This is a genomic window from Kribbella swartbergensis, assembly GCF_054784135.1.
In genome coordinates, this window is the sequence record NZ_BAAGPM010000017.1 from 697,855 (window position 1) to 722,314 (window position 24,460).

At 69.1% G+C, this 24,460-nt stretch carries 23 protein-coding genes and 1 pseudogene; 16 read left to right on the forward strand and 8 right to left on the reverse strand.

The genetic code is table 11. From position 1 onward, the window contains the following. The first annotated feature begins 3 nt into the window (after positions 1–3). Positions 4–1,032 (forward strand): LuxR C-terminal-related transcriptional regulator, encoded by a 1,029-nt coding sequence (locus ACYVOK_RS15225; protein WP_460663043.1) that lies wholly within the window; start codon positions 4–6, stop codon positions 1,030–1,032. Here the strand turns inward: ACYVOK_RS15225 and ACYVOK_RS15230 are convergent. After that, a complete protein-coding gene (locus tag ACYVOK_RS15230; protein WP_393158946.1) occupies positions 1,007–1,192 on the reverse strand; it encodes a DUF5703 family protein in 186 nt (61 codons plus the stop codon). The two genes, ACYVOK_RS15225 and ACYVOK_RS15230, sit on opposite strands and share 26 nt — an antisense overlap. A gap of 18 nt (positions 1,193–1,210) precedes the next feature. Next, a complete protein-coding gene (locus tag ACYVOK_RS15235; RefSeq protein ID WP_460663044.1) occupies positions 1,211–2,152 on the reverse strand; it encodes an aldo/keto reductase in 942 nt (313 codons plus the stop codon). 52 nt (positions 2,153–2,204) lie between these two features. Here ACYVOK_RS15235 and ACYVOK_RS15240 point away from each other — a divergent pair, with 52 nt between their 5' ends. Beyond that, the gene (locus ACYVOK_RS15240) at positions 2,205–3,257 is read left to right on the forward strand and encodes an LLM class F420-dependent oxidoreductase (protein ID WP_460663045.1); all 1,053 of its coding nucleotides are present in this window, start codon (positions 2,205–2,207) and stop codon (positions 3,255–3,257) included. Beyond that, complete coding sequence (locus ACYVOK_RS15245; protein ID WP_460663046.1) at positions 3,258–4,085, forward strand: undecaprenyl-diphosphate phosphatase; 828 nt, start codon at positions 3,258–3,260, stop codon at positions 4,083–4,085. 4 nt (positions 4,086–4,089) lie between these two features. Here the strand turns inward: ACYVOK_RS15245 and corA are convergent, their stop codons facing one another. Continuing rightward, on the reverse strand, positions 4,090–5,061 hold the full coding sequence (corA, locus tag ACYVOK_RS15250; protein ID WP_460663047.1) for a magnesium/cobalt transporter CorA: 972 nt from the start codon (positions 5,059–5,061) through the stop codon (positions 4,090–4,092). A gap of 58 nt (positions 5,062–5,119) precedes the next feature. Here corA and ACYVOK_RS15255 point away from each other — a divergent pair, with 58 nt between their 5' ends. From ACYVOK_RS15255 to ACYVOK_RS15265, 3 genes are read left to right on the forward strand one after another with little or no spacing between them, the layout of a single operon-like run. Next, positions 5,120–5,818: a histidine phosphatase family protein gene (locus ACYVOK_RS15255; protein WP_460663048.1), complete on the forward strand. Its 699-nt coding sequence runs from the start codon at positions 5,120–5,122 to the stop codon at positions 5,816–5,818. Positions 5,819–5,830: 12 nt separating this feature from the next. Further along, positions 5,831–6,406, forward strand: a complete 576-nt coding sequence (locus tag ACYVOK_RS15260; protein ID WP_460663049.1) for a DUF3090 domain-containing protein — start codon at positions 5,831–5,833, stop codon at positions 6,404–6,406. Next, positions 6,403–7,194 (forward strand): SCO1664 family protein, encoded by a 792-nt coding sequence (locus ACYVOK_RS15265; protein ID WP_460663050.1) that lies wholly within the window; start codon positions 6,403–6,405, stop codon positions 7,192–7,194. The genes ACYVOK_RS15260 and ACYVOK_RS15265 overlap by 4 nt, the downstream gene beginning before the upstream one ends. Here ACYVOK_RS15265 and ACYVOK_RS15270 read toward each other — a convergent pair. Next, positions 7,149–8,063 carry an AraC family transcriptional regulator gene (locus ACYVOK_RS15270; protein WP_460663051.1) on the reverse strand — a complete coding sequence of 305 codons (915 nt, stop codon included), beginning with the start codon at positions 8,061–8,063 and terminating at the stop codon, positions 7,149–7,151. The genes ACYVOK_RS15265 and ACYVOK_RS15270 overlap by 46 nt on opposite strands. An 86-nt stretch (positions 8,064–8,149) precedes the next feature. On the opposite strand from ACYVOK_RS15270, the gene ACYVOK_RS15275 reads away from it, so the two are divergent. Beyond that, positions 8,150–8,962, forward strand: a complete 813-nt coding sequence (locus ACYVOK_RS15275; protein WP_460663052.1) for an NmrA family NAD(P)-binding protein — start codon at positions 8,150–8,152, stop codon at positions 8,960–8,962. An 84-nt stretch (positions 8,963–9,046) separates the two neighbouring features. Next, positions 9,047–10,273: a cysteine--1-D-myo-inosityl 2-amino-2-deoxy-alpha-D-glucopyranoside ligase gene (mshC, locus tag ACYVOK_RS15280; protein ID WP_460663053.1), complete on the forward strand. Its 1,227-nt coding sequence runs from the start codon at positions 9,047–9,049 to the stop codon at positions 10,271–10,273. On the opposite strand, the gene ACYVOK_RS15285 is transcribed toward mshC, so the two are convergent. Beyond that, on the reverse strand, positions 10,231–11,097 hold the full coding sequence (locus ACYVOK_RS15285) for a polysaccharide deacetylase family protein (RefSeq protein WP_460663054.1): 867 nt from the start codon (positions 11,095–11,097) through the stop codon (positions 10,231–10,233). The genes mshC and ACYVOK_RS15285 overlap by 43 nt on opposite strands. Positions 11,098–11,155: 58 nt before the next feature. Here ACYVOK_RS15285 and ACYVOK_RS15290 point away from each other — a divergent pair, with 58 nt between their 5' ends. Next, positions 11,156–11,518, forward strand: coding sequence for a MerR family transcriptional regulator (locus ACYVOK_RS15290; protein WP_460663055.1), 363 nt, complete (start codon positions 11,156–11,158; stop codon positions 11,516–11,518). Here the strand turns inward: ACYVOK_RS15290 and ACYVOK_RS15295 are convergent, their stop codons facing one another. The 3 genes from ACYVOK_RS15295 to ACYVOK_RS15305 all read right to left on the reverse strand — a co-directional run bounded on the left by ACYVOK_RS15295 (position 11,519) and on the right by ACYVOK_RS15305 (position 14,173). Further along, on the reverse strand, positions 11,519–12,406 hold the full coding sequence (locus ACYVOK_RS15295) for a hypothetical protein (RefSeq protein WP_460663056.1): 888 nt from the start codon (positions 12,404–12,406) through the stop codon (positions 11,519–11,521). A gap of 9 nt (positions 12,407–12,415) precedes the next feature. Next, positions 12,416–13,192 carry a L,D-transpeptidase gene (locus ACYVOK_RS15300; protein ID WP_460663057.1) on the reverse strand — a complete coding sequence of 259 codons (777 nt, stop codon included), beginning with the start codon at positions 13,190–13,192 and terminating at the stop codon, positions 12,416–12,418. A 135-nt stretch (positions 13,193–13,327) separates the two neighbouring features. After that, positions 13,328–14,173, reverse strand: a complete 846-nt coding sequence (locus tag ACYVOK_RS15305; RefSeq protein ID WP_460663058.1) for a PAC2 family protein — start codon at positions 14,171–14,173, stop codon at positions 13,328–13,330. Positions 14,174–14,343: 170 nt separating this feature from the next. Between ACYVOK_RS15305 and metH the strand changes: the two genes are divergently transcribed. The 7 genes and pseudogenes from metH to ACYVOK_RS15340 all read left to right on the forward strand — a co-directional run. After that, positions 14,344–17,817 (forward strand): methionine synthase, encoded by a 3,474-nt coding sequence (metH, locus tag ACYVOK_RS15310; protein WP_460663059.1) that lies wholly within the window; start codon positions 14,344–14,346, stop codon positions 17,815–17,817. Further along, positions 17,814–18,464, forward strand: a complete 651-nt coding sequence (locus ACYVOK_RS15315) for an HAD family hydrolase (RefSeq protein ID WP_460663060.1) — start codon at positions 17,814–17,816, stop codon at positions 18,462–18,464. Before metH ends, ACYVOK_RS15315 begins: the two co-directional genes overlap by 4 nt. A 64-nt stretch (positions 18,465–18,528) precedes the next feature. Next, a complete protein-coding gene (locus tag ACYVOK_RS15320) occupies positions 18,529–20,094 on the forward strand; it encodes an ABC transporter substrate-binding protein (protein ID WP_460663061.1) in 1,566 nt (521 codons plus the stop codon). A gap of 240 nt (positions 20,095–20,334) precedes the next feature. Then, complete coding sequence (locus ACYVOK_RS15325; protein WP_460663062.1) at positions 20,335–21,327, forward strand: ABC transporter permease; 993 nt, start codon at positions 20,335–20,337, stop codon at positions 21,325–21,327. Between the two features lie 55 nt (positions 21,328–21,382). Beyond that, positions 21,383–23,164: an ABC transporter substrate-binding protein gene (locus ACYVOK_RS15330; RefSeq protein WP_460663063.1), complete on the forward strand. Its 1,782-nt coding sequence runs from the start codon at positions 21,383–21,385 to the stop codon at positions 23,162–23,164. Positions 23,165–23,260: 96 nt separating this feature from the next. Next, the gene (locus tag ACYVOK_RS15335; protein WP_460663064.1) at positions 23,261–24,274 is read left to right on the forward strand and encodes an ABC transporter permease; all 1,014 of its coding nucleotides are present in this window, start codon (positions 23,261–23,263) and stop codon (positions 24,272–24,274) included. After that, positions 24,271–24,460, forward strand: a pseudogene (locus ACYVOK_RS15340) (hypothetical protein); the annotation flags it as partial. The gene ACYVOK_RS15335 and the pseudogene ACYVOK_RS15340, both read left to right, overlap by 4 nt.

Sequence of the window (24,460 nt, forward strand, 5' to 3'; positions counted from 1 at the left end):
GTCATGGGGGCGGCGGATCGCCTGGAAGTGCTGATCCAGCGGTGCTACGCGGGGCTGGACGCCGATCAGCTACGCGCCGAGACACTCACCCGGCTGAGGAAGCTGATGACGGTCGACGCCGCCTTCTTCGCGACCGTCGATCCGGCCACGATCCTGTTCACCTCCGCGCGCGCGGACGAACCTCTCGGCGAGTCCACCGAGCAGTTCCTGCGCAACGAGTTCGGCCAGGACGACGTGAACAAGTTCGCCGTCCTCGCCGCCGCCCGCGACCCGGTGAACTCACTCGGCCACGCGACGAAGGGGGAGTGGCGCAGCAGCGCCCGGTACGTCGAGGTGATGCGGCCGCTCGGTCTCGGCGACGAACTCCGCGCCGCACTGGTCGCGAACGGCCGCTGCTGGGGCGCCATCTGCCTGCATCGCGAGAACGCCGCGGCCGGTTTCTCGGAGCAGGAGCTTCAGTTGGTACGGCGTCTGGGCCCGCACCTGGCCGAGGGACTACGACGAAGCCTGCTCCCGGGGCCGGCCGACGACGGTGATGCCGGCCCGGGGGTCGTGGTGCTCGACGCGGAGCACAACGTCGTGTCGGTGAGCGCGGAGGCCGAACACTGGATGGCCGAGCTGGATCCGGAGCGGCGGCGGGAACTTCCGGTCGCCGTGCTGGCGGCGGCCGCGCGATTGCAGAGGCTGCAGGAGCAGCCGGCGCTGAAGGTGAGGACCTCGAAGGGCCGGTGGCTCGTCCTGCATGCCTCGGTCCTGAAAGGGGTGGGCGAGCAGGTTGCGGTGGTGATCGAACCGGCCACGGCGGTGCAGCTTGGGTCGTTCCTGCTCGACCTGCATGGGCTGACACCGGCTCAGCAGCGCGTGACCGAGCTGCTGCTGAAGGGCTACTCGACCCGGCAGATCGTCGAGCGGTTGTACCTGTCGCCGCACACCGTGCAGGAGCACGTCCGGGCGGCGTACGACAAGGTGGGGGTCGGCAGCCGCCGAGAGCTGGTCGCGGCTCTGCTCACAGGGTCCGCATCACGCGGATGATGCGGCGGCGGAGCCACACCCGGCGGGAGCCGTCGGGGTAGCGGCGGAGGCGGGCCAGCTCCCAGCCGCCGTACTCGGCGTGCTCGGTCAGCAACCGGCGGACGGCACCGCGCGACTCCGTCCTGGACACCTCGAACTGCTGCAACTCGTACTCGGCCAAACCGCACCTCCAGCTAACTCACGACACATCCTCCAGCGCTGCGACGATCGCGGGCGGGAGGGTGAGCTCCTCCACACCCAGGACCGACTTGAGCTGCATCGCCGTCCGGGCCCCGACGATCGCCGCCGACACACCCGGCCGGTCCCGCACCCAGGAGAGCGCCACCTCGAGCGGTGTCCAGCCGAGCCCGTCGGCGGCTCGCGCGACTGCCTCCACGATGCCCGACGCGCGGCCGTCGAGGTAGGGGTCGACGAATCTGGACAGATGCTGAGATGCCGCCCGGGAGTCCGCCGGGATCCCGGTGCGGTACTTCCCAGTCAACACACCCCGGCCAAGCGGCGACCAGGCCAGGATCCCGATCCCCAGCCCGCCGGCCGCCCGGATCGCGTCCGCCTCGGCGTCCCGGGCGAGCAGCGAGTACTCCACCTGGTTGGACACCGGCACAGCGCGGCCCGGCCAGGCCTGCTGCCAGGTGACCGCCCGGGCCGACTTCCAGCCCGCGTAGTTCGAGACGCCGACGTACCGGACCTTGCCGGAGTTCACCGCGTGGTCGAGCGCCGACAGCGTCTCCTCCAGCGGCACGTCGTCGGACCAGGTGTGCAGCTGCCACAGGTCGATGTGGTCGACCTTCAGCCGGCGCAGCGAAGCCTCCAGGTCGCGCAGCAGGGCACCGCGGGAGGTGTCGGTGATCCGCTCGCCGCGGCGGACGCTGAAACCGGCCTTGGTGGCGATCACCAGGTCGTCGCGGTCGACCACGTCGCCGAGCAGCGAACCGATCAGTCGCTCGCTGTCACCGTCGCCGTACGCGGCCGCGGTGTCGATCAGCGTCCCGCCTGCCGCCACGAACGCGGCGAGCTGCTCGCGCGCCTCGTGCTCGTCGGTGTCACGCCCCCAGGACATGGTGCCGAGGCCGAGACGGCTCACCGCCAGTCCGCTGTGACCGAGATAGCGCTGCTGCATGAACCCGAGCCTATTGCGGGGCACCGACAACGGCTCGTTAGGCTCGCCTGTCATGCGACTCGGACTCAACATCGGCTTCGTCTTCGGTGGCGACGACCATCTGGATCATCTGAGGCTGGTGCAGGAGGCCGAACGACTCGGCTTCTCGGTGACCTGGGCCGCGGAGGCCTACGGCTCGGACGCCGCCACGCTGCTGTCCTGGATCGCCGCCCAGACGAAGACCATCGACGTCGGCGCCGCGGTGTTCCAGATCCCGGCCCGGACCCCGGCGATGACCGCGATGACCGCCGCGACCCTGGACCGGCTCTCCGGCGGCCGGTTCCGGCTCGGCCTGGGCGTGTCCGGGCCGCAGGTGTCCGAAGGCTGGCACGGCGTGCGGTTCGACAAGCCGCTGGCCCGCACCCGTGAGTACGTCGCCATCGTGAACGCGGCGATGCGGCGTGAGACGGTGGCCTTCGAGGGTGAACACTTCACGCTCCCGCTGCCGGGCGGCCCGGGCAAACCGCTCAAGCTGTCCATCCACCCGCTCCGCGACCACGTGCCGGTGTACCTGGCCGCGGTCGGCCCGAAGAACCTCGAACTGGCCGGCGAGATCGCCGACGGCTGGCTCGGCATCCTCAACGACCCCGCCTATCTGGGAGAGCAGTTGAAACACATCGCGACGGGCCGCCAGGTCCGTCAGGAGGGACTCGACGGCTTCGACGTCGTCGCGTCCGTGCCGGTGATGACCGGTGACGACCTGCAGGCCGCGGCCGACCCGATCCGCGGGTACGCCGCCCTCTACATCGGCGGCATGGGCAGCCGGGAGAAGAACTTCTACAACGCCCTGGCGGTCCGGATGGGGTACGCCGAGGAGGCCAAGCGGATCCAGGACCTGTACCTGGACAGGCGGCACCGGGAGGCGATGGCCGCCGTACCGCAGGGGTTCATCGACTCGATCTCGCTGCTCGGCGGCAAGGAGCGGATGGCCGACAAGCTGACCGCGTACGCCGAGGCCGGCGCGACCACCGTGGCCCTGACGCCGTTCGCGCCGACGGTGGACCAGCGGATCGCCGACCTCCGCACGGTCGCCGAGGCCCTGGACCTCGCCGGAGTAGGTGACTGAGTGACCATCTGGGAAGCTGTCGTGCTCGGCATCGTCGAGGGGCTCACCGAGTTCCTGCCGGTGTCCAGCACCGGGCACCTCACCATCGCCTCCAAGATGCTCGGCCAGCCGATCGACGACCCGGCGATCACCGCGTTCACGGCGGTGATCCAGTTCGGCGCGATCGCGGCTGTGGTGCTGTTCATGTGGAAGGACATCCGGACGTACGCCGTCGCCTGGTTCAAGGGGATCCGGCATCCCGAGTACCGGGGTGACTTCGATCACCGGATGGGCTGGTTCGTGATCGTCGGCTCGCTGCCGATCTGCGTCGTCGGGTACCTCGGCCGGGAGATCATCTCGGGTCCGTTGCGCAGCATGTGGTGGGTCGCGGTGTCGCTGATCGTCTGGTCGGTCGTGATGGTCGCGGCCGAACGGCTGAGCAGCAAGAACCGGCCGCTGACCCGGATCACGCTGATCGACGCGGTCGTGATGGGTGTCATCCAGTGCCTGGCGCTGATCCCCGGTGTGTCCCGGTCCGGCGCGACGATCTCGGCCGGCCTGTTCTGCGGGCTGGACCGGGTCGCGGCGACCCGGATGGCGTTCTTGCTGGGCATTCCGGCGCTGGTCGGCGCCGCGGTGTTCGAGCTCCCGCACGCCCTCGACGGATCCGTCGGCCTGGTCCCGGTGCTGGTCGGGACGGTGGTCAGCTTCGTCGTCGCCTACGCGTCGGTCGCCTGGCTGATCAAGTTCGTGGCCAAGCACACGATCGAGATCTTCGCCTTCTACCGCGTCCTGCTCGGCATCGTCATCGTCATCCTCCTCGCCACCAGCACCATCACCGCCACGTAGCGGACTAGAGCCAGCCGACCTTGCGGAAGAAGCGGTACATGGTGAAGCAGGCGACGGCCATCAGGAGCAGGACGGCGTAGTAGCCGTAGTGCCAGCGCAGCTCGGGCATGTTGTCGAAGTTCATCCCGTAGATCCCGGCCACCATGGTGGGGACGGCGGCGATCGCGACCCAGGCCGAGATCCGGCGCATGTCGTCGTTCTGCTGCACCGAGACCCGGGCCAGGTGCGCGCTCAGCGCCGAGCTGAGCAGCGTGTCGAGGGCCTCGGTCTGGTCCGAGACCCGGTTGACGTGGTCGGCGACGTCGCGGAAGAACGGCGCGGCCTTCGGGCTGATCCCGGGGACACCGTGGGCGAACTGCTCCATCGGGTCGCGCAGCGGCTGGATCGCGCGGCGCATCTCGAGCACCTCGCGCTTGAGCTTGTAGATCCGTTCGGCGTCGCTGGTGCGCTCCGACGAGAACACCGAGCTCTCGACCTCGTCGACGTCGATCTCGACCTGTTCGGCGACCTCCTCGTACCCGTCGACGACCGAGTCGCAGATCGCCCACAGCACGGCGGCCGGCCCGTGACCGAGCATCGACGCGCGTTCCTCCAGTTGCTGCCGGGCGGTGGCCAGCTCGCCGCCTTGACCGTGCCGGACGGTGACGACGTACCGGGGACCGATGAAGACGCTGACCTGGCCCGTCTCCACGGCGTCGCCCTCGTCGACGTACCAGAGGGTGCGCAGGACCACGACGATCGCCTCGCCGAAGCGCTCGACCTTGGGCCGCTGATGGGCCTTGAGGGCGTCCTCGACGGCGAGTTCGTGCAGGCCGAACAACTGCTGCACCCGGCGCATCTCGGCGTCCGACGGCTCGTGCAGGCCGACCCAGCCGAAGCAGCGGCCGTCGTCGTCGATGGCCTGGGCAACGGTCTCGGGATCCCGGGGCAGGTCCCGCCGTTCCCCCTCGGCGTACACGCCGCAGTCCACGATCACGCCACCATCATGGCACCAGGCACGACCCGGCTTGCGTTGACCGGATAACGTGCACGTCATGCCCACGGTGATCCTGGTCCGGCACGGCCGCAGCGCCGCGAACACCTCCGGCACCCTGGCCGGCCGCACGCCGGGGGTGAAGCTGGACGAGACCGGCCTGCGGCAGGCCGAGGCGGTCGGGCAGCGGCTGGCGGAGCTGCCGCTGGCGGCGATCGTCACCTCGCCGCTGGACCGCTGCAAGCAGACCGCGGCGGCGATCGCGAAACACCACGAGGCGTTGCGCCCGGCAACCGACCGGCGCCTGACCGAGTGCGGGTACGGCGACTGGACCGGGCAGAAGCTGACCACGCTGATGAAGGACCCGCTGTGGCCGGTCGTCCAGCAGCACCCGTCGGCCGTGACGTTCCCGAACGGGGAGTCGATGCGGGCGATGCAGCAGCGCGCGGTGGACGCCGTCCGCGAACACGACGCGGCGCTGGCGAAGAGCCACGGGGACGGCGCACTGTGGGTGGCCGTGTCCCACGGCGACGTGATCAAGGCGATCGTCGCGGACGCGCTGGCGCAGCACCTGGACACGTTCCAGCGGATCGTGGTCGACACCGCGTCGACGACAATCATCACCTATACCGCCACCCGCCCGTTTCTGGTGCGCCTGAACGACTCCGGCAGTGAACTCGCCTCGCTGGTCCCGAAGCCGCAACCGAAGTCGCGCCGGACCAAGAAGCAGTCCTCGGACGCGGTAGTAGGCGGACGGTAATAGGGTTCAGATATGGCGCGAGTTGTGCATTCCTACGACGACCCGGATCGGTTCGTCGCCGGGACCGTGGGTGAGCCCGGTTCGAGGACGTTCTTCCTGCAGGCGCGGGCCGGGACCCGGCTGACGTCGGTGGCCTGTGAGAAGGAACAGGTGATGGCGCTCGCGGAGCGGCTGGACGTGATGCTGGACGAGGTGGCCCGGCGGTTCGACCGGGATCCGGTGACTCCGGCGGGGATCGACGACACCGATCCGCTCGAGCAGCCGATCGAGGAGGAGTTCCGGGCCGGCACGATGACGCTGGCCTGGGAGGCGGACTCGGAGCGGGTGGTGATCGAGGTGTTCTCGGTCGTCACCGGCGAGCAGGCCGAGCTGGAGGAGACCGACCCGGTCACGGCCGCGATGGAGTCCGACGACGCCGAGGTGTTCGTGGTCCGGATCACCGAGGAGCAGGCCCGGGCGTTCGCCCGCCGGGCGGTCGCGCTGGTCGCGTCCGGCCGGCCCAGCTGCCCGTTCTGCGGGCGGCCGATCGACGTGGAAGGGCACATCTGCCCGCGCGCCAACGGCTACCGCAGGCATCTGCCGGAATGATCTCGCTCGACCTGCTCGCCCAGGGGGAGTTGTCCCTGCACGGCCGGTTGGTGGCCGCGTCGAACGGCACCTTCCAGGGGTCGGTGGCCAAGGACGGCGAGACCGCGACCGTGGTGTACAAGCCGGTGCAGGGGGAGCGGCCGCTGTGGGACTTCCCCGACGGGACGCTGGCTCAGCGCGAGTACGCGGCGTACGTCGTCTCGGAGGCGCTCGGCTGGTCGCTGGTGCCGCCGACGTTGCTGCGGGACGGGCCGCTCGGTGAGGGCATGGTGCAGTTGTGGATCGACGAGGCCGAGCTCGGGCCGGAGGAGACCGAGCTGGTCGACATCGTTCCGCAGGGCCGGGTGCCGGACGGGTGGATCGGCGTACTGGACGCGCTCGACGGCCGGCACAACCCGGTGACGCTGGTGCACGCGGACAACGAGGCGTTGCGGAAAATGGCCGTGTTCGATGCCGTGGTCAACAATGCCGACCGCAAGGGGGGGCATGTGCTGAACCCGGGCGACGGCCGGGTGTTCGGTGTCGACCACGGTGTCACCTTCAACGCGGACGACAAGCTGCGGACCGTGTTGTGGGGCTGGGCCGGTGAACCGATCCCGGCCGACCTGCTGGACGACGTACGCAAGCTGGCCGATCAACTCGCCGGCCGGCTCGGGCAGGAGTTGTGCGAGCTGATCACCGCGGTCGAGTTGACCGCGACTCGTGAGCGCTGCGCGACGCTGCTGAAGACCGGCCTGCATCCCTACCCGAGTGACGACTGGCCGGCCATTCCCTGGCCTGCCTTCTGATTGGTCAGGTACGTGCTGGGACTGGCGCCGCGTTCGCGTTTGAAGGCGGCGCTGAAGCTGAACGCGTCGGCGTACCCGACCCGGCGTGCCACCGAGGCGACGGTCGCGCCGGGCTCGGCGAGCAGGTCGGCCGCCAGTGTCATCCGTAGTTCGGTCAAGTAGGCGAGTGGTGCCTGACCGGTCAGCTCGGTGAAGCGCCGTACCAGGGTCGTGCGGGACACGGCAGCCACCTCGGCGAGGCCGGCGAGCGTCCACGCTGCCGCCGGTGAGCCGTGCATGGCATGGAGAACCGGCCCGACCACATCGTCTCCGAGCGCGTCGTACCAGGGCGGCTGATTGCCCTCGAACCAGTCGCGCAAGGTGCAGACCATCAGCCAGTCGAGCAGCCGGTCGAGTACGACGTGACGGCCGAGGGCGCCGGCGGCGACGCGCTCCTGCAGGTAGTCGCGCAACGGTGAGCAGTCGTGATCCTCGGTGATCACGACGAGCGGTGGGAGTTCGTCGAGCAGCCGACGGGGGAGCTCCTGCCGGACGTGGTACGCGCCGGCCAGCAGGACGGTGCCGTGGTCGACCGGCCCGGGGGAGTCGATCCGGCCGTCGCAGCTGACATCCAGGGCCTGGCCGGCGCGGGAAGGATCGTCGGTGAACACGAACGGGCCCGGCCCACGCACGACCGCGGTCTCGCCCGGCCTGATCAGCCGCGGTTCGGCACCGTCGACGACGAGCCAGCCGTCGCCGCGTAGTGGGGCGCAGAGGGTGAGAGCAGCGCCGTCGGTGAAACGGAGCGCGTAGGGCCCGGCGAGCACGGGCGTACCGAGGACGGCGCCCTCGGCACGCAGGCCGCGCAACAGGTCGGCGAGAGGATCCACGACAGCCACGATAGGTGGGCCGGACGGACATGCACGCGGTCCGGTCGCCCATGGGTTCCGGCGCCGGGGCCGGATTGACTCTGGGTATGACGATTTTGGTGCTAGGGGCAACAGGTAAGACCGGCCGCCGGGTGGTGCCGAGACTGCGGGAACGTGGCGCCGACGTGCGGGCCGCTTCGCGGTCGGGCGAGACCCGGTTCGACTGGACCGACCGGACCAGCTGGGCGGACGCCGTCCGCGGTGTCGAGACGGTCTATCTGGTCGCGCCGGAGGACCCTTCCCCGATCGGGCCGTTCGTCGCGCAGGCGGTGGACGCCGGGGTACGACGCTTCGTCGCGCTGTCCGGCCGGGGAATGGACAAGGTAGCCGGCCGGTTCGGGGCCGGCATGGCGGAGGCCGAGCGAGCGGTCCAGGCCTCCGGGGTGGGGTGGACGATCCTGCGCGGGAACAACTTCGACCAGAACTTCAGCGAGGACCTCTGGCACGCGCCGCTGCTGGCCGGCCGGCTCGCCCTTCCCGCCGGTGACCTGCGCGAGCCCTTCGTGGACCTCGAGGACCTGGCGGACGCGGCGGTGGCGGTGCTGACCGGGCGGGATCACGACGGGCGAATCTACGAGCTGTCCGGGCCGGACTCGATCACCTTCGGCGACGCGGTCGAAACGATCGCCAAAGTCTCCGGCCGGCGGATGCAGTACGTCGCCGTGACCCCGGCCGAGTACCACGACGAGCTGGTCGCCGAGGGGTGGCCGGAGGAGGCCGCGGTCGAGCTGAACGCGTTGTTCGCGATCATGCACGAGGGACATCTGGCGGAGCCGACCAAGGACATCGAGGAACTGACCGGTCGCCCGGCGACGAGCTTCGAGTCCTATGCGCTCCGGGTCTGGGGTGCGGAAGGGTAGCCGAGGGCCCGGCGCCGGGCCGGCCGGACCGGGGAGTGAACCGTGTCGCGTCGGCGAAAAGCCGGCTGACATAAGCTCTCGGTCATGCAGGCGTGGACTGAACCAGACATCCCGGTCGTGCCGGGTCCGGCCCGGCGACTGCGCCTTTACGACACCGCCTCGGGCGGGCCGGTCGAGGTGCCGCCGACCGACGGCGGGACGGCGCGGATGTACGTGTGCGGGATCACGCCGTACGACGCCACGCACATGGGTCACGCGGCGACGTACGTGACGTTCGACCTGATCAACCGGCTGTGGCGGGACGCCGGGTACGACGTCCACTACACGCAGAACATCACCGACGTCGACGACCCGCTGCTCGAGCGGGCGACCGCGACCGGGGTCGAGTGGACCGATCTGGCCGAGCAGGAGATCCAGTTGTTCCGCGACGACATGGCCGCGCTGCGGGTCATCCCGCCGCAGGACTACGTCGGCGTGGTCGAGTCGATGGACCTGGTGGCGAGCGCGGTCCAGGACCTGCAGCGCGCCGGTGCGGTGTACTCGGTCGACGGTGACCTTTACTTCGCGGTGAAGGCGGATCCGTCGTTCGGCAACGTGTCGGGGTACGACCGGGAGACCATGCGCGCGCTGTTCGCCGAGCGCGGCGGGGATCCCGACCGCGAAGGCAAGCAGGACCCGCTGGACAGCCTGCTGTGGCGGCACGAGCGGCCGGGTGAACCCGCCTGGGACTCGCCGCTCGGCCGCGGGCGGCCGGGCTGGCACGTCGAGTGCTCGGCGATCGCGCTGGAGCACCTCGGGATGACGTTCGACGTCCAGGGCGGCGGCTCGGACCTGATCTTCCCGCACCACGAGATGTCGGCCAGCGGTGCCCAGGTGGCGACCGGGAAGTACCCGTTCGCCCGGGCGTACGTGCACCAGGCGATGGTCGGCCTCGACGGCGAGAAGATGTCGAAGTCCAAGGGCAACCTGGTGCTGGTGTCGAAGGAGCGCCTGGCCGGTGCCGACCCGATGGCGATCCGGCTGGCGCTCCTCGCGCACCACTACCGCACGGACTGGTTCTGGACCGCGTCGGAGCTGCTCGACGCGCAGGAGCGGCTGGACGTGTGGCGTGGCGCGGTCACCCGCGGTTCGGGTCCTGACGGCGCGGCCGCGGTGGACGCCGTGCGGGCGGCTCTCACCAACGACCTCGACACCGTCGCCGCGCTGTCCGCGATCGACACCTGGGCCGAGACGAACGGTGACGACACGGAGGCTCCGGCGCTGGTCGCTCAGGCCGTGGACGCGTTGCTCGGGATCAAGCTGGCCGAGTAGTGGGCGGCGATGTCGTCGCTCGTGGTCAGCCACACGTCGGGCTGTGAGGCGAGGAACTCGAGCGCCTGGTCCAGGTACTTGGCGCGGAACGCCTGCCCGATGACGAACGGGTGCAAGGCCAGCGGCATCACCCGGCCGCCGTGCTCGGACTCGGCGCGGAGTACGTCGTACTGGTCCTTGATCATCTGGACGAAGTCCGGGCCGGTGATGCCGCGCGGGAAGATCAGCAGGTCGTTGAGCTCGACGGTGTACGGGACGCTGAGCATGCCGGGGACGTTGAGCCGGTAGGGCTGGTCGTCGTTGGTCCAGTCGAGGACATAGCTCAGCCCGAGTTCGGCCAGCAGTTCCGGGGTGTTGTGGGTTTCGGTGAGCCCCGGCCCCATCCAGCCCTTCGGCCGGCGGCCGGTTGCGGCCTCGATGGTGCCGACGATCTCGGTGAGGACCTTGCGTTCCTCGTCCGGTTCCAGGCCGGTGTGCAGGATCGAGTTGGTCGAGCCGTGGGCGAGCCAGGCCCAGTCGCGCGCCACGCCGGCCTCGATGATCTGCGGGTTGTGCTCGGCAACCATCGAGTTCAGCAGCACGCTGGCGCGGACGCCGTACCGGTCCAGGATGTCGATCATCCGCCAGATGCCGACCCGGGCGCCGTAGTCGCGCCAGCCGTGGTTGAGCGGGTCGGGGGTGAGGTGGATCGGCCAGATGCTGGTGGACGGCTCGCCGGGAAGGAAGTGCTCGACGTTGAGGCCGACGTAGAAGGCGACCCGCTTGCCGCCGGGCCAGGTCAGTGCCGGTCGTTCGGTGATCGGGGTGTAGTCGAAGAGCGTCATACCTGGACGGTAAAATCTGACATCAATGTCAGGTTCAAGTCCCGCGGGAGGATCGGTCGTGCGGATCGGCGAACTGGCCCGGCGGACCGGTGTGAGCGAGCGGTCGCTGCGGTACTACGAGCAGCAGGGCCTGCTGGTGTCTGACCGGACGCCGGGCGGACAGCGGGAGTATCCCGAGCGGGCCGTCGACCGGGTCATCCTGATCCAGGAGTTGTACGCCGCCGGGCTGCACAGCAAGAAGATCGCCGAGCTGCTCCCGTGCATGCGCGATCCCGACGGCGGCCCGAACGAACGGGCGACCCCAGATCTCGTCACCGAGCTGGCCGCCGAACGGGACCGGATCGACCGGATGATCGCGGACCTGACCAGGTCCCGGGCGGTGCTGGACGAGGTGATCTCGACCGCCGCCCGGGAGCTCTAGCTACCCGGTGACCGGGTGATGGGTCTTGACCGGAGTCGGCGCCGGAGCGGCCGGGGGTTGGTCGAACGGAGCCGGCAGGGTCGGCTGCGGCGTCGGCTTCGGGGTGTGCTTTGCGGCCGGCGTGGAGCAGGTGGCGGACGCGAGCCGGATGACCTGGGCGCCGTTGCCCAGGTTGATGGTCAGGCCGGTCATCGTGAACGAGCCGTCCGGCCGCTTGGTCCGCTCGTTGACGGTGATCGTGGCCAGCGGAGCGGCCGGGATCGTCACCTCCTGCTTCGTGGTCGGCACGGAGATCGTCTGACCGAGCAGTGTGAGTGAGCCGATGTCGACGCCGCCGTCATCGCCGGAGCACCAGACGTTGACGGCGTCGATGCCGAGCAGCGCGCTGGGTGGCGTGAGGAGGAGATTGCACAGCTCCGGCAGATTCTTGACCGGGAGGTCTGCCGTGCTCGGCGTCGGCAGCGGCAGGCCGAGATTCGGCAGCGGCAGGTCGGGGATCGGTAAGTCGTCGGCGCCCTGCGCGGGGAGGTTCGCGCAGGTCTCCTTCAGCTCCGGCGGGACTTTCACCTGGCTGAGGACGTCCGGACCGACGATGACGTCGAACAGTTCGACCGACGCCGAGTCGTTGCCGGCCGTCGCGGTGCCGGCCCGGACCGAGAGCAGCGGGTTCTGCGGCAGTTCGAGCGCGGACGAACTGTGCCGGCGGCCGTCGGTCGATTCGGCGTAGGGCGTCTTCGCGATCGGGACCTCTCCTTCCGCACTGACGGCGTACGCCGACGACGGCCGGGCGGCCGCGTTGCCCACCGGCGAACTGGCGACCAGGCTGAACGTCACCACGCCGGTCACGGCCGCGGCGGTCAGGATGGTCGGTGCGAAATGTCGTCGCATGGTCAGTCCTTATGTGCTGTCGATCAGGACGAGCGTCCCGAGAGGAACCTTCTGGAGGAGCGCGAGCGCCTTCTTCGGCACGCGGACGCAGCCCGCGCTGACGGCCGCGCCGAAGACGTCCGGCCGCGGCCAGCCGTGGATCGCGACCGTGCCGGGTCCGCCGCCGAACGTGTCGAGGGTGGGACTGTGCGCGCCGAGCGGCAGCACCACCGGCGAGGCCGATCGCTTGTTGTCGATGATGGAGCCGAGCAGGAAGGTCCGGCCCGGTGGCGTCGGCGTCTTCCGGGCACCCACTCCGGCCTTCCAGATCCCGAGGCGCCGGCCCTGCCGGAACAACTCGATCGTGCGCGAGCCGGTGTGGACCCGGATCAGGTACGGCGTCGTGGCCCGCTCGAGATCCTGGTCGGGCAGCCAGCCGGTCGAGCGGTTGGGTTTGGACGGCAGCAGGACGCGGACCCAGCCGTCGGTCTGCTCGACCACGGGCAGCCAGGTGGGCCCGAACTGCGTCGGCCCGATCTTGGCGAACGGGTCCGCATCCGGCGCGGTGTAGACCGGCGTCTCCGCCCGCGGATGCACGACCAGCCCGCCGGTGCCGGCGAACGGCTCGGGATCCAGCGGGGCGGTGCTGATGGTCGCGTGCGTCGTCGAACTCGCCAGCGTGCTGAGGTCGACGTCTGGCGTGCGGTTGCCGAGCAGACCGACGACCGCGACGGCGCCGAGGACGACGAGCACGGCCAGCGCCCCTACCGAGCCTCCACCTCGCTCGTCAGCCCGTGACCTGCGCATCCCGCTCCCCGTCCGATCCCCACACGCCCGCAGGCGCCGTCGTCCGACGAGAATAGGACGATCCGCGAAGTTACGCCACGGTAGAGTAACCGCCGGATCAGCCCGACGCCGATGTCCCGGGCCCAGCGCGTGCCCTTAGTCCGGGTGATTCTTGTTCCGCCGCTTCAGGTAGCGCTCGAACTCGGCCGCGATCGCGTCGCCGGAGGCCTCGGGCAGGTCGGCGGTGTCGCGCTGCTCCTCCAGGGAATGTACGTACTCGGCGACCTCCGGGTCCTCCTCGCTGAGCTCGTCGGCACCGCGCTGCCAGGCCCGGGCCAGCTCGGGCAGGTCGCCCTCGGGGATCTGCAGGTCCAGCAGCGCCTCGATCTTGCCGAGCAGGGCCAGCGACGCCTTCGGGCACGGGCTGCCGGCGATGTAGTGGGGGATCGCCGACCAGATCGACACGGCCGGTACGCCGAGGCCGCCGCAGGCGTCCGCGAACACCCCGGTGATCCCGGTCGGGCCCTCGTACGTCGACGGCTCGAGGCTCCACGACGCGGACAGCTCCGGGTCGGACGACGACGCCGAGACCGGGATCGGCCGGGTGTGCGGCGAGTCGGCGAGCAGTGCGCCGAGGACGACGACGAGTTGCGCGTTCGACTCGTCGACCAGCTCGAGCAGCTCCTGGCAGAAGGCGCGCCAGCGCATGTTCGGCTCGAGACCGCGGATCAGCAGCACGTCCCGGCCGGTGTCCTCGGGGCGGGCCAGGTACACCCGGGTGGTCGGCCAGGTGATCCGCCGTACGCCGTCGTCGTCGAAGCCGACCTCGGGCCGGATCACCTGGAAGTCGTAGTAGTCGTCGGGGTCGATCGCGGTGACGAGCTCGGCGTTCCACTCGTCGATCAGGTGGTCGACCGCTCCGGTGGCCGCCTCGGCCGCGTCGTTCCAGCCGGCGAACGCGGCGATCACGACCGGGTCCCTCAGGTTCGCGAGATCAACCACTCGCAGGCCCCCTGTCGTCTCTGTGCCATCCTCCGGCGGGTCGCCGGAACCGGACTGCCAGCCTACGTGCTCACGCGCGTCCCGTGCGCGCGGTTTCACGCCCAGCGGAAAGTGTCGGCAGGCCGACTACGATGTGAGATCGGTGTCCATACCCGATCCTGGGAGGATTCGTGTCGAGAGCCGACCTGCGGCAGCTGCTGAGTGAGCGCGTGGTGGTGGCCGACGGGGCGATGGGCACGATGCTGCAGTCGTACGACCTCACGCTGGACGAGTTCGAGGGCCACGAGGGCTGCAACGAGATCCTGAACCTGACCCGCCCGGACGTGGTCCGCGAGATCCACCGGGCGTACTTCGACGTCGGCGTGGACTGTGTCGAGACGAACACCTTCGGTGCGAACTTCGGCAACCTGGGGGAGTACGGGATCGCCGACCGGATCTACGAGCTCAGCGAGGCCGGCGCCCGGCTGGCCCGGGAGGCGGCGGACGCCGCGTCGACCCCGGACCGTCCGCGGTTCGTCCTCGGCAGCGTCGGCCCCGGCACGAAGCTTCCGACCCTCGGTCACACCACGTTCACGACCCTGCGGGACGCGTACGCCGACACCGCGCGCGGACTGATCGACGGTGGAGCCGACGCGATCCTGATCGAGACCACCCAGGACCTGCTGCAGACCAAAGCCAGCGTGATCGGTGCCCGGAAGGCGCTCGACGCGGCCGGCTCCACCATCCCGGTGATCGTCTCGGTCACGGTCGAGACCACCGGGACGATGCTGCTCGGCTCCGAGATCGGCGCCGCGCTGACCGCCCTCGAGCCCCTCGGCATCGACCTGATCGGCCTGAACTGCGCGACCGGCCCGAAGGAGATGAGCGAGCACCTCCGCTACCTCGCCAAACACTCGACCATCCCGCTCACCTGCATGCCGAACGCCGGCCTGCCGCAGCTCACCGCCGGCGACGCGTTCTACCCGCTGACGCCCGAGGAGCTGGCCGACGCGCACGAGACCTTCGTCGACAGCTACGGCCTGTCGCTGGTCGGCGGCTGCTGCGGTACGACGCCCGAGCACCTGCGTCAGGTGGTCGAGCGGGTCGGCGGCCGCCCGATCCACCGACGCGAGCCCCAGCGCGAGCCCGGCGTCTCCAGCCTGTACCAGCACGTCCCGTTCCGGCAGGACACGGCGTACCTGTCGATCGGGGAGCGGACGAACGCGAACGGGTCGAAGGCGTTCCGCGAGGCGATGCTGGCCGAGGACTGGGAGGGCTGCGTCGAGATCGCCCGGGCGCAGATCCGGGACGGCGCGCATCTGCTCGACCTGTGCGTCGACTACGTCGGCCGGGACGGTGTCGCCGACATGAAGGAGATCGCCGGCCGACTGGCGACCGCGTCGACGCTGCCGATCATGCTCGACTCGACCGAACCCGCCGTACTGCAGGCCGGGCTGGACATGCTCGGCGGGCGGTGCGCGCTGAACTCGGTGAACTTCGAGGACGGCGAGGCTCCCGGGTCGCGGTTCGCCCGGATCGCGTCGCTGGCCAGGGAGTACGGCGCTGCCGTGGTGGCGCTGACCATCGACGAGGAGGGGCAGGCCCGGACCGCCGCGAAGAAGGTGGCGATCGCCGAGCGGTTGCTGGACACCCTCGAGCGCGACTACGGGATCGCCGGTCACGACGTCCTGGTCGACTGCCTGACGTTCACGCTGGCGACCGGGCAGGAGGAATCCCGGCGGGACGGGATCGAGACGATCGAGGCGATCCGGGAGCTGAAGCGGCGGCGGCCCGATGTGCAGACCGTGCTCGGGCTGTCGAACATCTCGTTCGGGCTGAACCCGGCGGCGCGGCACGTGCTGAACTCGGTCTTCCTGCACGAGTGTGTGCAGGCCGGGCTGGACTCGGCGATCGTGCACGCGAGCCGGATCATGCCGGTCGCGAAGATCCCGGACGACCAGCGGGAGGCGGCGCTCGACCTGATCTACGACCGCCGGCGCGACGGGTACGACCCGTTGCAGCGGCTGCTGGAGTTGTTCGCCGACGTGAAGGCGTCGGATCTGAAGGCGAGCAAGCTGGAGGAGCTCGCCGCGCTGCCGGTGGCCGAGCGGCTGAAGCAGCGGATCATCGACGGTGAGCGCAACGGCGTCGAGGCCGACCTGGACGAGGCGCTGGGTTCGAAGAGCGCCCTCGACATCATCAACGACGACCTGCTCGCCGGGATGAAGGTGGTCGGCGAGCTGTTCGGCTCCGGCCAGATGCAGCTGCCGTTCGTGCTGCAGTCGGCGGAAGTGATGAAGACGTGTGTCGCGCACCTCGAGCCGCATATCGAGAAGACCGACGACGAAGGCAAGGGCACGATCGTGCTCGCCACGGTCAAAGGCGATGTGCACGACATCGGCAAGAACCTCGTCGACATCATCCTGACCAACAACGGATACACGGTGGTCAACCTCGGCATCAAGCAACCGGTGAACGCGATCCTGGAGGCGGCCGAGGAACACAAGGCCGACGTGATCGGCATGTCCGGCCTGCTGGTGAAGTCGACCGTGGTGATGAAGGAGAACCTCGAGGAGCTGAACCAGCGCGGCCTGGCCAAGCGCTGGCCGATCCTGCTCGGCGGCGCCGCCCTGACCCGGGCGTACGTCGAACAGGACCTCGGCTCCATGTTCGAGGGCGAGGTCCGGTACGCGCGCGACGCCTTCGAAGGGCTGCGGTTGATGGACGCCGCGATGGCGGTGAAACGTGGTGTGCCGGGGGCAGCGCTGCCCGAACGGCGCGAACGCCGGGTCCGGTCCGCGACGCGCGTCCTCGACCGGCCGCTCGACGAGGTGCCGGCCCGCTCTGATGTTGCCGTGGACAACGTCGTACCGACGCCGCCGTTCTGGGGTTCGCGGGTCGTGAAAGGCATTCCGCTCGCGGAGTACGCCGGCTACCTGGACGAGCGGGCCACGTTCCTTGGTCAGTGGGGACTGCGTGGCACGCGGGGAGCCGACGGGCCGTCGTACGACGAACTGGTCGAGACCGAGGGACGGCCGCGGCTGCGGTCGTGGATGGACCGGATCCTGACCGAAGGGATCATGGAGGCGGCCGTCGTCTACGGGTACTGGCCGTGCTACTCCGAGGGCAACGCGCTCGTCGTCCTGGATCCTGCCGACCACTCCGAGCTGCACCGGTTCGAGTTCCCGCGGCAGCGGCGGGACCGGTTCCTGTGCCTGGCGGACTTCTTCCGGCCGAGGGAGTCCGGTGAGCTCGACGTGGTCGCGTTCCACCTGGTGACGATGGGGGCGAAGGTCGCCGAGGTGACCGGTGAACTGTTCGCACGGAACGCGTACCGGGACTACCTGGAGTTGCACGGGTTGTCGGTCCAGTTGACCGAAGCGCTGGCGGAGTACTGGCACGCCCGGGTCCGCGAGGAACTCGGGTTCGGCGGTGAGGACGGCGACCTGGACGGCATGCTCCGGGACCAGGCCTACCGGGGGTCGCGGTACTCATTCGGGTACCCGGCATGTCCGGACTTGGAGGACCGCGAGAAACTGGTGCGGTTGCTCGAGCCGGAACGGATCGGCGTACACCTATCTGAGGAGTTGCAGTTGCACCCCGAACAGTCCACCGACGCCCTGGTGGTCCACCACCCCGAAGCCAAGTACTTCAACGCCTCATGAGTCTCCAGGCAGTGTTATGGGACATGGACGGGACGCTGGTCGACTCCGAGAAGGTGTGGGCGGAGGTGCAGATCGAGCTGCTCGGGTCGCTCGGGGCGATCTGGACCGTCGAGGACTGCCTGCAGCTGGTCGGCAGTGATCTGCGCGACGCGGTGAAGGTGTGGATGGCGCGGATCCCGGACGGCGTGATCACCGCCGAGGCGCTCGCGGAGCGGATGTTCGGCGAGGTGATCGAGGCGCTGCGGCGTGAGGTCGAGTTCCGGCCCGGCGCGATGGAGTTGCTCCAGGCGTTGCGCAAGGAGGACGTGCCCTGCGCCCTGGTGTCGGCGTCGTACCGCTTGATGATCGAGGCTGTCCTCACGCACCTGCCGCCGGACCTGTTCGACGTCATCATCGCCGGTGACGAGGTGACGAACGGCAAGCCGCATCCGGAGCCGTACCTGACTGCGGCGGCGAAACTCGGCGTCGACCCGACGCAGTGCGTGGTGATCGAGGATTCGAACACGGGTACCGAGGCTGGTACCGCGGCCGGCGCCTACGTGGTCGCCGTACCGCAGTGGGTGACGATCCCGGAGGCACCGCGGCGGCTCGTGGTCGACTCGCTCGAACCACTCACCCCGGAGTCACTGCGCACTCTGCTCCACTGACGAGTTACCGTCACTTGGTGCCCTCGGGGGCAGTTACTGGGGTATCGGGCTGGGGAAGGGTGAGATGGTGATCGGGTCGTGGGGCCGGCGGGTCGCGGTGACGGTCGCGCTCGGGCTGGCGTTGGCCGCGTGTGGCGAGCCGGACGACAACGCGCCGCACCAGGGCAGCGAGACACCGAAGGCGATGATCGTCCGGGTCGCGACCACCGACGCGATCAGCTCACTCGACCCGGCCGGGCCGTACGAGGTCGGTTCGCGGACCGTGCAGGCGAACCTGTACCAGACCCTGCTGACGATCATGCCCGGCAAACCGACCCCGGTCCCGGACGCGGCGGACTGCCAGTTCGACTCGCCGACGACGTACACCTGCAGCTTGAAGGAAGGGCTGACCTTCCCGAACGGGCACGAGCTGACGTCCTCGGACGTGAAGTTCAGCTTCGAGCGGATGCTGCGGCTGAAGACGCCGAAAGGCCCGGCCGCGCTGTTCTCGTCGCTGACCTCGGTGAGTACGCCGGACGAGCTGACCGCCGTGTTCAACCTGAAGCGCCCGGACGCGCGGCTGCCGTACCTGCTGACCACGACGGCCGGGTCGATCGTCGACGAGGAGTTCTACCCGGCGAACAAGCTGCTCGACACCAAGGCGATGGGCAGCGGTCCCTACCAACTGACGGCGTACCGGCCCGGTGACGAGATCACGCTGACCCGCTTCGACCGGTACAAGGGACCCCGCGGGGCACGGAACGACGGGGTCGAGCTGACCCTGCTGAAGGACTCGACCGCGTTGTACCAGGCGATCACCGGCGGGAAGGCCGACCTGGCCTTCCACGGGTTCGGCCCAAGTCTGCTGGACAAGCTGCGGAAGAACGACCAGGTCCAGGTGGTCGAGTCCGATTACGCCGCGATCCGGTTCTTCTCCTTCCAGATGAAGTCGCTGACCGCGCGCAAACCTGCCGTCCGACGGGCCGTCGCGCAGCTGATCGACCGGCCGGCGATCGTGAAGAAGGCGTACGGCGATCACGTGACGCCGCTGTACTCGGTCGTGCCGCCCGGCTTCGGCGGACAGGTGGACGCGTTCAAGACGGAGTACAGGGACCCGAGCAAGGCCACGGCCGCGGCGATCCTGAAGCAGGCGGGGATCGCCGTACCCGTGCCGCTGACGGTCGGCTGGACGCCGGTGGAGTACGGCGCCGGCGCGAAGCAGGAGGTGCTCGAGCTCAAACGCCAGCTGGAGGCCTCGGGTCTGTTCAAGGTGACGCTGCGGAGCGCGGAGTGGCCGCAGTACCAGCAGCTCGCCCGGGCCGGTGCGTACGACGTCTACCACGGCGGCTGGATCCCGGAGTACCCGGACGCGGACGACTACCTGGCGCCGTTCGTCCGGACCGGCGCGGTGTTCAACAACGGCTACCGGTCATCGGCCGCGACGGCGCTGCTGGAGCAGGAGACGACCGAGCAGAACGGACTGGAGCGCGAGAAGCTGCTCGGTCAGCTACAGGGTGTGCTCGCGAAAGAGGTACCGGTGATCCCGACCTGGCAGGGACGGTTCACGGTGGTCGCCGGGAAGAACCTGGAAAACGTCGACACGGCGCTGAATCCGCTCTCGTTCCTGTACCTGTCCGGACTCCGTCTGTAGTCACCGGCGTGACACAAATATGCCATGACAGTAACGGTTCGCGAAGCCCTGACGACCGTGGGTGCGACCTCGTGGTTTACTGCCGAAAGTCCACGATACGGGACGATTTCCTGACGATCACGATCGGGCAACGCAGCACTTTTCGCGTTTGACTCCGGCGTGTAATGGCGGCAGGTTAAGGCGGCAGCCATACCGGTCGTCGTCCCAGGTCCAACCGAAGGAAGCAGGGGAACCCATCGCGTGAGCACGCCACTCGAGGTCGAGCCCGGATCGTCGGCAGCCGAGCCGGAGGCCGTACTCGAAGGCGTCCGCAAGATCGAGGGCCGCTCGCTGTGGCAGATCTCGTGGATGCGGCTCAAGCGGGACAAGGTCGCCATCTCCGGCGGCGTCTTCGTGGTCTTCCTGGTCCTGGTCGCGATCTTCGCGCCGCTGATCTGCAAGATCGTCGGAGTTTCGCCGAACGAGTTCCACCAGGACCTGGTCGACCCGTCGCTGCAGACGCCGATCGGGAAGTGGAACGGGATCAGCTGGGACCACCCGTTCGGGATCGAGCCGGTGAACGGCCGGGACATCTTCGCGCGGATCGTGTACGGCGCCCGGATCTCCCTGCTGATCGCCTTCCTGGCCACCCTGCTGTCGGTGGTCATCGGCACCACGATGGGCATCATCGCCGGCTACTTCGGCGGCTGGGTGGACACCCTGATCAGCCGTTTGATGGACATCTTCCTGGCCTTCCCGCTGGTGCTGTTCGCGCTGGCCCTGGTCGGCGCGGTCCCGGACTCGGCCTTCGGCCTGACCGGTGACGCGCTGCGGGTGGCGCTGATCGTGTTCATCATCGGGTTCTTCAGCTGGCCGTACATCGGCCGGATCATCCGCGGCCAGACGCTGTCGCTGCGGGAGCGGGAGTTCGTCGACGCGGCCCGGAGTCTGGGCGCGCGCCGGCCGTACATCCTGTTCACCGAACTGCTGCCGAACCTGGTCGCACCGATCCTCGTCTACGCGACGCTGCTGATCCCGACCAACGTGCTGTTCGAGGCCGGTCTGTCGTACCTCGGTGTCGGTGTCCGGCCGCCCACGGCGAGCTGGGGCGACATGCTGTCCGGCGCCGCGAACTGGTACCAGGTCGCGCCGCTCTACATGGTTCCGCCCGGGCTGGCCATCTTCGTCACGGTGCTGGCCTTCAACCTGTTCGGCGACGGGCTGCGGGACGCCCTCGACCCCCGCTCGCGATAGGACTTCTCTCCAACCAGGGAGCCTGGCTCTCACGAAAAAAGGGGTGCAAGAAGAGATGAGATGGAATCGCATCACGACGGCAACAGCCGTCAGTGCGGCCGTCGCACTGAGCCTGGCGGCCTGTGGGGGCTCCGGCAACGGCGGCGGCGGCGGTACCGGCGGTGGTGGCGACGCCACCAAGGCCGAGTACAACGCGGCCGTCGGCAAGGTGTTCAAGCCGACCGACCAAAAGGGCGGCACGCTCCGGATGGCCATCAGTGAGAAGTGGGACTCCACGGACCCGGGAGACACCTACTACGGCCTGTCCTGGAACTTCCTGCGCAACTACGCCCGGCCGCTGATGGTCTTCAAGTCCGCTCCCGGTGCCGAGGGCACCGAGGTCGTTCCGGACCTCGCCGAGGCAGCGGGCGTCCCGAGCAACAACGCGAAGACCTGGACCTACAAGATCCGCAAGGGCGTGAAGTTCGAGGACGGCACCGAGGTGACGTCGAAGGACGTCAAGTACGCCGTCGCGCGTTCGATGGACAAGACGACGTTCCCGAACGGCCCGACGTACTTCAACGACTTCCTGCTCGACGTCCCGAAGGACTTCAGCCCCTACAAGGACAAGGCGCTGGCCGGCATCGCGAAGGCGATCGAGACGCCGGACGACCAGACGATCGTCTTCCACCTGAACAAGCCGTTCGCCGGCTTCGACTACTTCGCCCAGTTGCCGGCCACGGCCCCGGTGCCGCAGGCCAAGGACACCGGCACGAAGTACCAGCTGCACCCGATCTCCACCGGTCCGTACAAGTTCGAGAGCCACGACCCGAACAAGGGCATCACGATGGTTCGCAACGAGATGTACGACCCGGCGACCGACCCGAACTCGGGTCGCAAGGCGCTGCCGGACAAGATCACCATCGCCTACAACGTGAACCAGGCCGACATCGACAACCGGCTGCAGTCCGGTGACCTCGACGTCGACATGGCCGGCACCGGTGTGACCGCGGAGACCCAGGCGAAGGTGCTGGCGAACCAGGACCTCAAGGCGCACGCCGACAACGCCCCGGCCCCGCGGCTGTGGTTCACCGTGCTGAACAGCGACGTCAAGCCGCTCGACAACATCGAGTGCCGCAAGGCCGTGCTGTACGCCGCCGACCACGAGGGCTATCAGCGCGCGTACGGCGGCCCGGTCGGCGGTGACATCGCCACCAACCTGATGCCCCCGCTGGTTTCGGGCGCGGAGAAGTTCGACACCTACGGGTTCGAGACCGACAAGAACGGCAACGTGGACAAGGCCAAGGAAGCGCTGACGAAGTGCGGCATGCCGAACGGCTTCAGCACGAACATCAGCTACCGGGCGGACCGGCCGAAGGAGAAGGCCACCGCGGAGTCGCTGCAGCAGTCCCTGGGCCGGGTCGGCATCAAGCTGACCACCAAGCCCTACCCGACCGGTGACTACACCAAGCTGTACGCCGGCAAGCCGGACTTCGCGAAGGCCAACAACCTCGGCCTGATCGTGTACGGCTGGGGTGCTGACTGGCCGGACGGCTTCGGCTTCCTGAGCCAGATCGTCGACAGCCGGGTCATCCGCGCCGCCGGTGGTAACACCAACCTCGGAGTCAAGATCCCCGAGGTGGACCAGATGATCGACAAGGCGCTGGAGACCACCGACAAGGCGGCCCGCGAGAAGATCTGGGTCGACGTCGACAAGAAGGTCATGGAGCAGGCGGCCGTGCTGCCGGGTATCTGGGCCAAGGGCCTGCTGTACCGGCCGGACACGCTCACCAACGTGTTCATCAGCGACAGCCAGAACATGTACGACTACACCGCACTCGGTGTGGCCCCGAAGTAGTCGCCCGCCGTCCTATCGACACTTCCCACTCAGAGGTAGGTGAAGGCTAGCGGTGGCCGGTGATCCCTGCGGATCACCGGCCACCAGGCCGACCAGGTGTTCGCATACTTAGTCCGCCGGGTGATCGGGGCAGTGGTCCTGCTCTTCATCGTCACGGCCGTCACGTTCTCGATCTTCTTCCTGGTACCGCGGCTCGGCGGCGCGAGCGCGGACGACCTCGCGTCGCGCTACGTCGGCAAGAGCGCGGGGGCGGAGCAGATCCACGCGACGGCGGTCAAGCTCGGCTTCACCGACCCCCTGTACGAGCAGTACGGCCGGTTCGTCAAAGGCCTGGTCGTCGGCCAGGAGTACAACTACGGCCCGTCCACCGAGCACTGCCCGGCGCCGTGCTTCGGCTACTCGTTCCTCACCCAGCAGCCGGTCTGGCCCGACCTCGTCGACCGGATTCCGGTCACCGCGTCGCTGGCGTTCGGCGCCGCCCTGATCTGGTTGCTCACCGGCGTCGGTACCGGCGTGATCTCCGCACTGAGACGTGGGTCGGTCCTGGACCGGTCACTGATGTCGGTCGCGCTCGCCGGTGTGTCGCTGCCGATCTTCTTCACCGGCCTGCTCTCGCTGTCGATCTTCAGTTACTGGCTCGGCTGGACCGCTGAGGGCGGGTCCAACCCGATGGACGCCTCGAACCCGATCAGCTGGGCCTACGACCTGATCCTGCCGTGGGTGACGCTCGCGTTCCTGTACGCGGCGGCGTACGCGCGACTCACCCGGGCCGGCATGCTCGAGACGATGAACGAGGACTTCGTCCGCACCGCCCGGGCCAAGGGTCTGACCGAGCGGACGGTGGTGATGAAGCACGGTCTGCGGTCCGCGCTGACGCCGATCCTGACCATCTTCGGTCTCGACCTGGGTCTGCTGCTGGGCGGCGCGATCCTGACCGAGACGACCTTCTCGCTGCCCGGTATCGGCCAGTACGCCGTCATCGCGCTGCGGGCGAACGACCTGCCCAAGGTGCTCGGGGTGACCCTGGTGGCCGCGTTCTTCATCGTGCTGGCCAACCTGATCGTTGACCTCCTGTACGCCGTCGTCGACCCGAGGGTGCGCATCTCGTGACCGAACCTCAAGACCATGCCCAGGACAGTGCTCAGGACCATGCCCAGGACACTGTCCAGCGGATCGATCGCGGCGAGGCCTTCCTCGACGTCCGTGACCTCAGGGTGCACTTCCCGACCGACGACGGGCTGGTCAAGTCGGTCGACGGCGTCTCGTTCACCCTCGAGCGCGGCCGGACGCTCGGCA

Coding starts and splice junctions, on each gene's coding strand:
- ACYVOK_RS15285 (WP_460663054.1), bottom strand. CDS start 11,097: ATGACGCTCTTCGACTACACCCCGATCACCGAACGACCGGCACTGACC.
- ACYVOK_RS15255 (WP_460663048.1), top strand. CDS start 5,120: ATGCCCACGGTGATCCTGGTCCGGCACGGCCGCAGCGCCGCGAACACC.
- ACYVOK_RS15260 (WP_460663049.1), top strand. CDS start 5,831: ATGGCGCGAGTTGTGCATTCCTACGACGACCCGGATCGGTTCGTCGCC.
- ACYVOK_RS15315 (WP_460663060.1), top strand. CDS start 17,814: ATGAGTCTCCAGGCAGTGTTATGGGACATGGACGGGACGCTGGTCGAC.
- ACYVOK_RS15240 (WP_460663045.1), top strand. CDS start 2,205: ATGCGACTCGGACTCAACATCGGCTTCGTCTTCGGTGGCGACGACCAT.
- ACYVOK_RS15225 (WP_460663043.1), top strand. CDS start 4: ATGGGGGCGGCGGATCGCCTGGAAGTGCTGATCCAGCGGTGCTACGCG.
- mshC (WP_460663053.1), top strand. CDS start 9,047: ATGCAGGCGTGGACTGAACCAGACATCCCGGTCGTGCCGGGTCCGGCC.
- ACYVOK_RS15295 (WP_460663056.1), bottom strand. CDS start 12,406: ATGCGACGACATTTCGCACCGACCATCCTGACCGCCGCGGCCGTGACC.
- ACYVOK_RS15235 (WP_460663044.1), bottom strand. CDS start 2,152: ATGCAGCAGCGCTATCTCGGTCACAGCGGACTGGCGGTGAGCCGTCTC.
- ACYVOK_RS15330 (WP_460663063.1), top strand. CDS start 21,383: ATGAGATGGAATCGCATCACGACGGCAACAGCCGTCAGTGCGGCCGTC.
- ACYVOK_RS15275 (WP_460663052.1), top strand. CDS start 8,150: ATGACGATTTTGGTGCTAGGGGCAACAGGTAAGACCGGCCGCCGGGTG.
- ACYVOK_RS15300 (WP_460663057.1), bottom strand. CDS start 13,192: ATGCGCAGGTCACGGGCTGACGAGCGAGGTGGAGGCTCGGTAGGGGCG.
- ACYVOK_RS15265 (WP_460663050.1), top strand. CDS start 6,403: ATGATCTCGCTCGACCTGCTCGCCCAGGGGGAGTTGTCCCTGCACGGC.
- ACYVOK_RS15320 (WP_460663061.1), top strand. CDS start 18,529: ATGGTGATCGGGTCGTGGGGCCGGCGGGTCGCGGTGACGGTCGCGCTC.